This window comes from Bacillus sp. Marseille-Q3570, assembly GCF_946151055.1.
Lineage (GTDB): Bacteria > Bacillota > Bacilli > Bacillales > Fictibacillaceae > Pseudalkalibacillus.
This window is the reverse complement of sequence record NZ_CAMGYZ010000018.1, coordinates 76,851-86,733: the sequence shown is the minus strand read 5'-3', so window position 1 is coordinate 86,733 and position 9,883 is coordinate 76,851. Positions and strand designations below refer to the sequence as shown.

9 protein-coding genes and 1 pseudogene are annotated in these 9,883 nt (G+C 42.3%); 4 read left to right on the top strand and 6 right to left on the bottom strand.

Annotation, left to right across the window (positions count from 1 at the left end; genetic code table 11):
* The 3 genes from N8M93_RS19965 to N8M93_RS19955 form a co-directional block, all read left to right on the top strand.
* Positions 1-415: hypothetical protein (locus N8M93_RS19965; protein WP_261134392.1), on the top strand; the 415-nt coding region annotated here is incomplete at its 5' end.
* Between the two features lie 409 nt (positions 416-824).
* Positions 825-1,994 carry a DUF4317 domain-containing protein gene (locus N8M93_RS19960; RefSeq protein ID WP_261134391.1) on the top strand — a complete coding sequence of 390 codons (1,170 nt, stop codon included), beginning with the start codon at positions 825-827 and terminating at the stop codon, positions 1,992-1,994.
* Between the two features lie 112 nt (positions 1,995-2,106).
* Positions 2,107-2,325 carry a hypothetical protein gene (locus N8M93_RS19955; RefSeq protein WP_261134390.1) on the top strand — a complete coding sequence of 73 codons (219 nt, stop codon included), beginning with the start codon at positions 2,107-2,109 and terminating at the stop codon, positions 2,323-2,325.
* A gap of 100 nt (positions 2,326-2,425) precedes the next feature.
* Here N8M93_RS19955 and N8M93_RS19950 read toward each other — a convergent pair whose 3' ends face one another.
* From N8M93_RS19950 to N8M93_RS19935, 4 genes and pseudogenes are all read right to left on the bottom strand, one after another.
* Entirely contained in the window at positions 2,426-2,794 is a 369-nt protein-coding gene (locus N8M93_RS19950) for an SEC-C metal-binding domain-containing protein (RefSeq protein WP_261134389.1), read from the bottom strand.
* Between the two features lie 131 nt (positions 2,795-2,925).
* Positions 2,926-3,741, bottom strand: a pseudogene (locus tag N8M93_RS19945) (ZIP family metal transporter).
* 207 nt (positions 3,742-3,948) lie between these two features.
* Positions 3,949-5,751: a YhgE/Pip domain-containing protein gene (locus tag N8M93_RS19940; protein ID WP_261134388.1), complete on the bottom strand. Its 1,803-nt coding sequence runs from the start codon at positions 5,749-5,751 to the stop codon at positions 3,949-3,951.
* A gap of 2 nt (positions 5,752-5,753) precedes the next feature.
* Positions 5,754-7,811: an RND family transporter gene (locus N8M93_RS19935; protein ID WP_261134387.1), complete on the bottom strand. Its 2,058-nt coding sequence runs from the start codon at positions 7,809-7,811 to the stop codon at positions 5,754-5,756.
* Between the two features lie 231 nt (positions 7,812-8,042).
* Here N8M93_RS19935 and N8M93_RS19930 point away from each other — a divergent pair, with 231 nt between their 5' ends.
* On the top strand, positions 8,043-8,549 hold the full coding sequence (locus tag N8M93_RS19930) for a TetR/AcrR family transcriptional regulator (protein WP_314728313.1): 507 nt from the start codon (positions 8,043-8,045) through the stop codon (positions 8,547-8,549).
* 200 nt (positions 8,550-8,749) lie between these two features.
* Here N8M93_RS19930 and N8M93_RS19925 read toward each other — a convergent pair whose 3' ends face one another.
* Together N8M93_RS19925 and N8M93_RS19920 are read right to left on the bottom strand one after the other, a co-directional pair.
* Positions 8,750-9,289 carry a GNAT family N-acetyltransferase gene (locus tag N8M93_RS19925; RefSeq protein ID WP_261134385.1) on the bottom strand — a complete coding sequence of 180 codons (540 nt, stop codon included), beginning with the start codon at positions 9,287-9,289 and terminating at the stop codon, positions 8,750-8,752.
* A gap of 34 nt (positions 9,290-9,323) precedes the next feature.
* On the bottom strand, positions 9,324-9,800 hold the full coding sequence (locus tag N8M93_RS19920) for a GNAT family N-acetyltransferase (protein WP_261134384.1): 477 nt from the start codon (positions 9,798-9,800) through the stop codon (positions 9,324-9,326).
* Positions 9,801-9,883: the final 83 nt, after the last annotated feature.

The following is a 9,883-nucleotide window of genomic DNA, read 5'->3' as shown; positions in this document are numbered from 1 at the left end:
AATTATTACAGGTTATGCAATTTTTCAAGCATTAGCAAATGGAAATACAGTACTTCAATTAATTGCTATAAACCATGAAGGAAAGCTAGATAAATTTACTGTTTATAATCTTTATTTTTATGGTTTATCGATATTTTTTTTATTTATTATAATTTTGAATTTTATTTTACTATTTACTTTTAAATATATCCCCAGCAATTGGTCTTTAAAATTTATTTCTAAGGGTACTAATGAGTACATTTCTGCATCACTAATTACATTTTACCTTATTATTAATATTAACTTTCTAATAGAAGTAAAATGTTTTATTTATAATTTATTTCAAACATTTATTACTAATGCCTCCTCAGCCTCAATTGATTATCTATCAAAGAAAGAGGATAACCAGGAGAAGAATAATTTACGGGAATCATGAAACTTTAATCCTTAAAATGGGGTCAGTCTTCATAGGAGACCGTCCAGCTTGTGCATTTAAAACAACTCCATCAATTTCTCCCAGAACTTTTTCGGCGGTTTCTTTTTTCTTGGTTTCTTTTTCAATGCTTTCGGTTATAATGACGAATTGGACGGAAGAGACTTATTCAGTCTTGGATGACACGAATGATACGGGTTTGAAATCGGATTTGTCATGTTTTGAGATTATCTTGTTGATTTCCTTTTGTGATGCAATTCTTTGTTCCGTTGTGATTCTAACATAAAAAAGCAGCGGTGAAGTAACCTAGAGATATTAACAACATCTGCCTATCACCATAACCCCTATGTTAAAATAGAAGAATCGTTCTTTATGAAACTCACAACACATGCCGCATAGGAGTGTACGATTGATGAATAAAAAAGACATAGCGGGTCTCCGCAGACAATTGAAAGCGGATAATGATTTATTGAAGATCTCTGACATTTTTAACGTGTATATAATGAAAGAAACAACAGATATTTACCATCATCAGAGCCAGCCGTTCGAAATGCTCGATAAGGATCAACAGGAGCTTTTCATCAATAATTTCAAAAAACTGCTGACAGGACAGGTGGATGAGAAGTTATTTGAACTGAAATTCAAGCGTGACACAGACAATAGTAGTCAGCTCATTTTACATAAAGGGTTGCTGAGCAGCGAAGTTGAGGACTGGAAGAATCAAATGCTGCAAATGACCGAAAAAATGATAAAAGACCATCCGTATGAAAAAGATGTCGTCATCACCTTCATTAAAGCGGAATATTTGAAGCCGATGAAAAAACGTAATGAAGAATCGGAAGAAAGTGAACGGGACGCGGTTTACTCCCACCCCTTCATCCTTTGCAGCATCAACAAAACACAGGAGTCGAAAAAAGAGTTGGTGTTCGACTATGTCGAGAAGCAGTTCAAATACAACATCGATGTCGATTCAGTCATTGATCTCGCCACCCCGATGACAGGATTTCTTTTCCCATGCTTCTCCAATGGGGCATCGGATGTGAACCATGTTTTATATGCGTCCGGGAAAGCGAATGAACCAGATCATAGATTCATAGAAGAAGTCCTGAACAGTGAACATACGATAACAGCGAAAGAGGATAAAGAAGTGTTTGAGGAAGTGATGAGGGATGTGATGGGCGACCAGCTTACCCCCTCTACTCTTGCGAACGTTTATCGAGAAATCAATACGATGGTCGAAGAAAACGAAGAAGATGAAGATCCGAAGCTCGATTACAAGAATGTGGAGCGCGTCTTGAACCAGAGTGGTGGTGAACAAGTCGATTCCGAAAAAGTAAAAGCCGCTTTCGAGAGAATCACCGATAACGAGTCCTATGAACTGAAAGCAAGCAGTGTCGTACCGAAATACAAATCAAAATCGATCAAAATCCAAACGAAGGTCGCGAATATCTCCATCAGCCCACAAGACCTCGAATACGTCAGGCAAGTCAATTACAAAGGGAAACGCTGTATCATGATCGAAATCGAAGAGGATGCAGAAATCGAAGGATTCAAAATGCTTCCAGAAGCTTTCGGGGAATAAAAGCTAGAAGCATGGGGAGGGTTCTGATGCTTCCGAAGCATCAGAACCGTCCCCAACGAAAAAACAAAAGAAATCATCAATGGTACCTATTTCGATAGAAGCATTTGTGAATATGCATTGTAAGAATAATCCTGAAGAAGACCCAAACCGGCTAAAGGAAAGTCTAAACGAGGCAGTTAATGATAAAAAGAATGGAGCGGCCTGCTTCAACTGCGGTCAGGAAATCTGGGCAATCGGGAGTGCGGTCGCTTATCAGGCATGTTTTTCGTGTTTAACTGGGGAAGCAGACTCCTCTGAAGACTATGAGATCGAAGAGGTTTGTTGGTTATAGATAATATGGGTCGACTTTTAAACGAACGAACCACCTCACAAGTGAACGTCACATGTGAGGTGCCTTAGTTGTTGCACAAGAAACCTCCCTGCTCGGTACGCTATCTACCGCAACACTTCTTATATTTCTTTCCACTCCCACAAGTGCATAGATCATTTCTACCAATTGACGGAGCAGCTTGAACAGGCTGTAAGTTAACCGTTGAGCTATCCTCCTCAATCTTCTCTAAATAGTCTGGAAGCAATGACAGCTTTTTTTCATAACGTTTTTCATCAAATGGATCTTGGTGTTTCATAACATAGTACATTTCTTCAGCAAGAACGGCACCTATCATCTTTTTTGATTCATCTACAGGATAACCTAAACCTAATAAGCGATTTAAAGTTTTCTTTGTACATTTAGGATCATTCATGTTTAGTTGATTATCGACTACTTCTAGAAGTTTAGATTGCAATCTATAATTAACCATTAAATCACCCCCAATACACTATTTTATCCGAATAAAGATAAATACATTTTAATACGAGCACTGCCACACATTCAACCTTTAGAAGCATAGGGACGGTTCTCTTGCTTCGGAAGCACGAGAACCGTCCCCATCTATCCAAGTGCCACATCCAGAACCATCATGACGGTAAAACCGATCATCAAACACATGGATGCGAGATCTTTATTTCCATTTTCTTGTGAACCTGGGATGACTTCCTCTGTTACGACAAAGATCATAGCGCCCGCTGCAAAGCTTAAAGCAAACGGTAGAATGGGCTCGATTAACGTTACTGCAAGGACGCCGATGATTGCAGAGATCGGCTCCACCATCCCTGAAAACTGTCCGTACATGAAACTCCTTGTTCTGGACATCCCTTCTCTCCGTAATGGCATAGAAACTGCAGTTCCTTCCGGGAAGTTTTGAATACCGATTCCGATCGCCAACGTCACGGCTGCTGCTAAGGACGCGGATGGAAAACCAGCTGCGACAGCACCGAATGCCACTCCAATGGCAAGACCTTCTGGAATATTATGCAGAGTGATCGCAAGGATTAATAATGTGCTTCGTTTTCTCCGATCAGGATGAAAGCCTTCAGCCTCCTCAATATTTGCATTGGGATGCAAATGTGGAATCACCTTATCGACTCCCCAAAGAAAGACACTCCCAAGCATGAATCCGATCCCGGCCGGGACCTAGGCTGGCAACGCACTTCCTTCTGCCATGTCAATAGCCGGGGACAGTAAAGACCAAAAGCTTGCAGCAATCATTACGCCACCCGCAAATCCAAGCATTCCATCCATTAACTTTTGGTTCATTGTTCTGGTTGTAAACACTAACGCAGCACCAAGGGCTGTCATGCCCCAGGTAAATAAAGTCCCTATTAAAGCTTGCATAACAGGACTTAGCGTAGAAAAAAACTCAACCATCTTCTTCACTCCAATTTATTTGAACAAACTATAACAAGTTTACGGGTTTTTTAGCCACTAATGACGATTTTGAACGATTAACGGTATATATGTAAAGGGCAGCATGAAGATTTTTATCACTTTCCACTCAAACCGAAAAAGAAGCAGGCACCTTTTCAGGCTCTGCTTCGACTTTCAACACTATCTCTAAGATAAATGTTCCCTTCTTTATTTGAACAATGCCATCAATTTCTCCCAGAACCCTTTCTTTTCTTCGGGTTCTTTTTTCTTTGTTTCTTTTTCTGGTTTTTCGATGCTTTCGGTTTTGATCACGAATTGGACCGACGATACTTTTTCATTCTTGGATGACACGAATGATACGGGTTTGAAATCGGATTTATCATATTCTGAGATCATTTTGTTGATTTCCTTTTGCATCTCTTCCGGCAAGTCTTTCGTTTCTTGATGCAGTTCTTCCGTTCCGTTGTGAAGATCGCCGACGCCGTCCTCTAATTCACCTGTTCCCCCTGTCAAGTCCACAATCCCCGAATGCAGCTTGCCATATGAAGAAGTTAACTCGCCTACCCCTTCTGTATAGCGCACTAATCCAGAATGAAATTCACCGTAGTTGGAAGACAACCCAGCCAACCCTTTTTGCAATTCACTCAGCCCGCTGAGATCCATACCGTCAAGAGAAGCTGATAAATCATCTGCGATCGAATTCAGCTGACCACTCATCTCCTGCACCGAGCCGCTGACCTCTTTCAAGGTCGGCTCGACAGCGCCAAAAGCTCCTTTTACATTGGAATAGGTTCCTTTCACCTTTTGGGAGGCTTTATAGGAATCGACCAGTTTATCAACGATTTCTGGATCGGCACCACTCGCATACAATTCCGCGATTTCTTCCTTGGACACCTGTTCAGCAGGGATTTCCACAATCGCCCCATCCAACGCATCATACGCCTTTGAATAGTTCTCTTGTAGCGTTGTCAAACCATTCGCTGCTTTCGTCAGTCCATCCGCTAATTGTCGAAGACCATCCGGCAATTGTTTCAGACCCGCCAGGTCCATATCACCGGAATCTGCCGGAATTGCTCGATTGATCTTCCCGAGTGCGTCTCCAATCGAACTGGATGCCCCAACGAGTTTTGAAGAGGAGCCATCCAACCCGTTCATTCCATTTTTATATTGAGCCGAACCGTCACGGAGGCTTCCTGCTCCGTTGTTCAATTCGGCAACGCCATCATCCAGATCCGCAACCCCGTCATTCAGCTTCCCGATCGCATCGGATAGTTCCGACATGTCACCAGTCATCGTATCCATTTTCGATGAATCGATCGGAAGTGTAGATGGAACTGCTGCGATTTCAACACCCTGGAATTCGAAGTCCTTCACATCTGCCTCTACACTGAGGTTCTCTTCTTTTCCAGGCATGACAGTGAACGTGATCTGCTTATTTTTCCCCGCATTTGCGAGCATTCCATCTGGTGCTTCAATGTTCTGATACGTATTCGGCAACTTCAATGAAACTTGTAACAAGTAGTTTTCATAGAATACCGGATCAACAGCCTTATTCGCTTTCGTATCAATGTTGATTTCGATATGGCCCGAATCCCCTGCAAGCTCAGATGGGTCCATTTCACGTCCATCCAGCTTATAAGAAACCTTCACGTCCCACGGGATTTCCGTATCTTTATCCATGTTTCCTTGATAATAGAACTTACCTTCCGGAGCATCCATGCGGACGGTCTGCCCCTCTTGATCGAGTTCCGATAGATCCGTCAGATTCTTGACGCTGTTGTACTTCCCATGATCGAGTATTTCTCCAGCCCGCGCCACATCCATCGTATTCACGACATAGATGTTATCAAGGTTTCCATCGGCGGTTAATGTCGCATACACGACTTCTTCCTTCGAATTGACTTTGCCTTCTGTTTTTTCAGCTTCTGCCACAGCAGCCGTACCATTAAGAAATGAAGGCAAGACGATCATGAACGCGAGCGCTGCATACAGTACTTGTTTTTTTCTCATCATCATTTCTCCTCATAGAAATTTGCTTTATAGGTCGTTCTTTTAATGACTTTATCGAATACAACGAGCATCGCTGGCAGGAACAGCACAACCATCACAAAAGCAAGCAACGCCCCTCTGCCCATCAATAGACCGATGGCTCCGACAATCGGATTGGAAGACGTGATCCATAAAATGAAACCGACGCTGGATAGAATCGCAGCTGATATGGAAATCGAGAATGTCTTTTCATCCAATGTTTTCACGATGGCATTTCGAGCAGGCATTTCCTTGCGATAGTGCTGGAAAGCCTCTGTAAAAAGAATTCCATAATCCACCGTTGCTGCAAGCTGGACCGTACTGATGATCAGATAGCCGACAAACACGAGTGGCGTATCTGTAAAATAAGGAATCGACAGGTTGATCCAGACAGACGATTGGATCGTCAGGAGCAAGACCACTGGCATTGAAATCGATTTGAACGTGATCAACAGGACGAGCGCAATCGTCACGACCGTCAACACGTTCACCACGATATTGTCCTTTGATACGGTGTTTTTGATATCGTACAGCGTAACGCTTTCTCCCAGGGTGTGAGCCTGATCGCCATAATAATCCGCAGCCAAATGTTCAACCTTTTCGACTATCGAAAAAGGAATATCCCCTTCCGTCCCTCGATTCGTATTGATCACGATACGGCTGTAATTTTCAGAATAAAATTCATCCTTGATCGATTGATTCAGATATTCAGGCGGGATTGCCTCGCCCACCTGATTCACATACGCAATCACGCTTGTCACATAGTCAAGCCCTTCTAGATTTTCAACAAGCTCCTTCTCTTTCGCCATATCTCCTTCAGGGACTAAGAGCACGATCGGCGTCGTTTCCCCAAAAGCTTCTTCTACCGCTACAGCATCACTTCCCGCACGCGTACTTTCCGGCATTTCCCCAAAGCCATACGTAAAGGCTGTGTTACTTTGAGCCAAAAAGGCGGGAACGAGAATGGCAAAAACAAGAAGCAAGCTTGGAACTTTCAGTTTGATCACTTTTTTTCCAAAGCCGGTGAAGTCAGGAACGAAGCTCTTATGCTTTGTTTTATCCATCCATTTATAGAATAAGAGGGTTAACGCAGGTAAGAAGACCATGACACTGATGAAACTCAGGAGAATCCCCTTCACCAGGTTCAACCCAAGATCAGACCCGATTTCAAATTTCATGAATGTAAGGGCGATGAACCCGAAGAACGTTGTTGCGGCACTTGCCGTGATCGCCGGGAATGACTTTTTCATCGCAAGCTGCATCGCTTCTTCCGGACTGTCGGTCGTCTTCCGGAAATCAGAAAAGCTATGTAGCAGGAACACTGCATAATCCAGTGAAACTGCCAGCTGTAAGATCGGCGCAACAGACTGCGTAACGAAGGATACCTCTCCGATGAAGATGTTCGTGCCTAAATTGATCAGAACCGAAACCCCGATCGCTGTCAGGAAAAACAACGGCTCTGCCCAAGAAGTCGTCGATATGACCAGAATCAGAATGATCATCGGGACTAATAAGAGTGCCGCATTCATCGATTCCTGCCCCGCCATCTTTTGAGAACTTGCCGTATTGATCGCTTCCCCAGCAATCGCTCCATCTTCGCCAATCAGCTTATAGATGGCATCGGTCACTTTCACTTCATCCCCGGAGTTGACACTGATTGATAACAGGGCATTGCCATCTTTGTAGTAGTTTTCTACCGTCTCATCTTCTGCCATCTCCAATGGGGTTTTCAGATCGACGACATCATCCAGCCAAATGACATCAGATACTCCGTCTATGGCTGAGAGCTTTTCTTTATATTCGAGCGCTTCCGGTATCGATACATCCGTCAACATGACCCGTGTATCTGGAACAGAACCGGTGAACTCCTCTTCCATGATCTCCATCGCCTGTGTCGATTCGGCACCTTCTGGCAAGTAGTCCACCATATTGTAATTGACCGACACAAAAAATTGCGCCACCGACGAGATGACCGCAATCAAAACAAATGCAATGACAACTGCTTTTTTATGTTTTATGATTCGTGCTGCTATATTTGACATTTTTGATCCTCTCTTGTGTTTCACGCATTTTCACTTTATCATTATATTAAACACAGTGTTGGTTATTCAACAGACAGTTGTGTTATTTGCGTTGGTTTCCCAACACAAAACCATACTTTGTTGGATAACTTCTTGAACTTTTTATGAAAACAGTAGAAAGGATCGATACGATTGACTGATAAATTGGATAGACGAAAAAAATATACACGGATGGTTTTGAAGGATAGTCTCTTGAAATTATTAAAGGAAAAGCCGATTTCAAGCATTACCATCAAGGAAATATGTGAGCTCGCGGACATCAATCGCTCCACCTTTTATGCCCATTTCGGAGACCAATACGATTTGCTTCATTTCATTGAAGAAGAGTTCATTGAGGATATGGTTGCGACACTTACCGAATACAACTTCTCAAAAGAAGATGAAGCCTACCAGATGACAGAGAAGCTCTTCGAGTATATCGCGGATAAAAGCGAAATATGCCAAACTCTTCTAAGTGAGAATAGCGATATCCATTTTCAAAAGAAAGGGATGATGATTACAAAGGAATTCATATTCAAAAACCTGATGATTGAGAACCAGCTGGATCAGGAAACCTTCGAATACATCAGCATTTATTTTGTGAGCGGAAGTATCTATGTAATCAAAAAGTGGCTGGAAAACGGGATGAACAAAACGCCAAAAGATATGGCTGAGATCCTCAACAACATCATAAACAGTGGCTTATCGGATTTAAGATAGGATATAGAAAACCTGGCAAAGACAAGCCTCAGGTGTAGGCTGAACCATTAGTTGCACTTTGATCCACATTCAAAAAGGCTTAGGGGATGATCTCCTCTAAGCCCGTTTCTTTTATCAGTTTAAAGTCGTGTAAAAACAAAAAATATAACGCTCTACATGACTTTGTTTATACTGCGTCAATGCTTGTTATCACCATTCATTTAAAACTTTATGATGGAATACACCTTCAAGTCTTTATGTTCCCCTTTAACATACATTCCTTTTCTACTTATACCTTCAAATGACATACCCAACTTTTCCATAACACGCTCTGAACCCTTGTTTTCTAAAAAGCATCTCGCCTGGATCCGAACTAAGTCCATACTTTCGAAACCAAAAGTAATGACTGCCCTGGCTGCTTCGGTAATCAAACCTCTGCCCCAGTATTCTTTAGATAGGACATATCCAATTTCAGCAGCTTTATGTTCTGGCTGCCACCAAACAAAGTGGACTGTTCCAATACACTTGCCATTTTCTTTCAGCTCAATCCCCCATGGAGCATCATATTGAGGTAAAAATGAATTTATAAATTCAATGGTATCTGATGAGGAAGAATGAGTGTTCCAGGTTACGAATCTCGTCACCTCTTCATCCGAAGCATATGAATACATATCTTCTGCATCATCTAATGTGATTTTTCTAAGGATGAGACGTTCCGTTTCTATTTTAGGTACATCAGCAAATTTTTCTATAATATTCATGGAGCCACCACTTTACAGTTTGTGTTTTAAATGATTATTTTTGGCCGGGTGAATTATATACACTCTCGGTCACTTCCATCAGCATATCCACATGTGGAATCCCGTCTTCCAAATACACATCTGTCACTTCTTTAAATCCAAACGAAGCATAAAAGTGACGCAGGTGCTCCTGGCCATGCAATGCGATCGACTTTACACCAAACTCCTGCACCAGAACGCCAATCGCAACATTTATCATCTCACGGGCGATCCCCTGCCTACGGTGAGGTTTCATGATCAGTACTCTGCCAATCGAATAGTGGTCTTCGTTTTGAACGGGTGGCACAAGCCGACAGTATGCTGCCATTTCCCCCTCAATTTCTGACCATATATGTAAGCAGTCCTCATCACGCCCATCCACTTCTGGATAAGGACACTCCTGTTCAACCACAAATACTTCCATACGCTTTTGCAAAATCGTATATAATTCCTCTTTCGTCAACTCTTGAAACGTTTTCTTCACCCAATCCATATCCATCTTCCTTTCTGATGTTACTAGTACTATAACGAAAGGGGATTCATTTGAAAAGAAATCAGAATGGAAACAATGTCTTC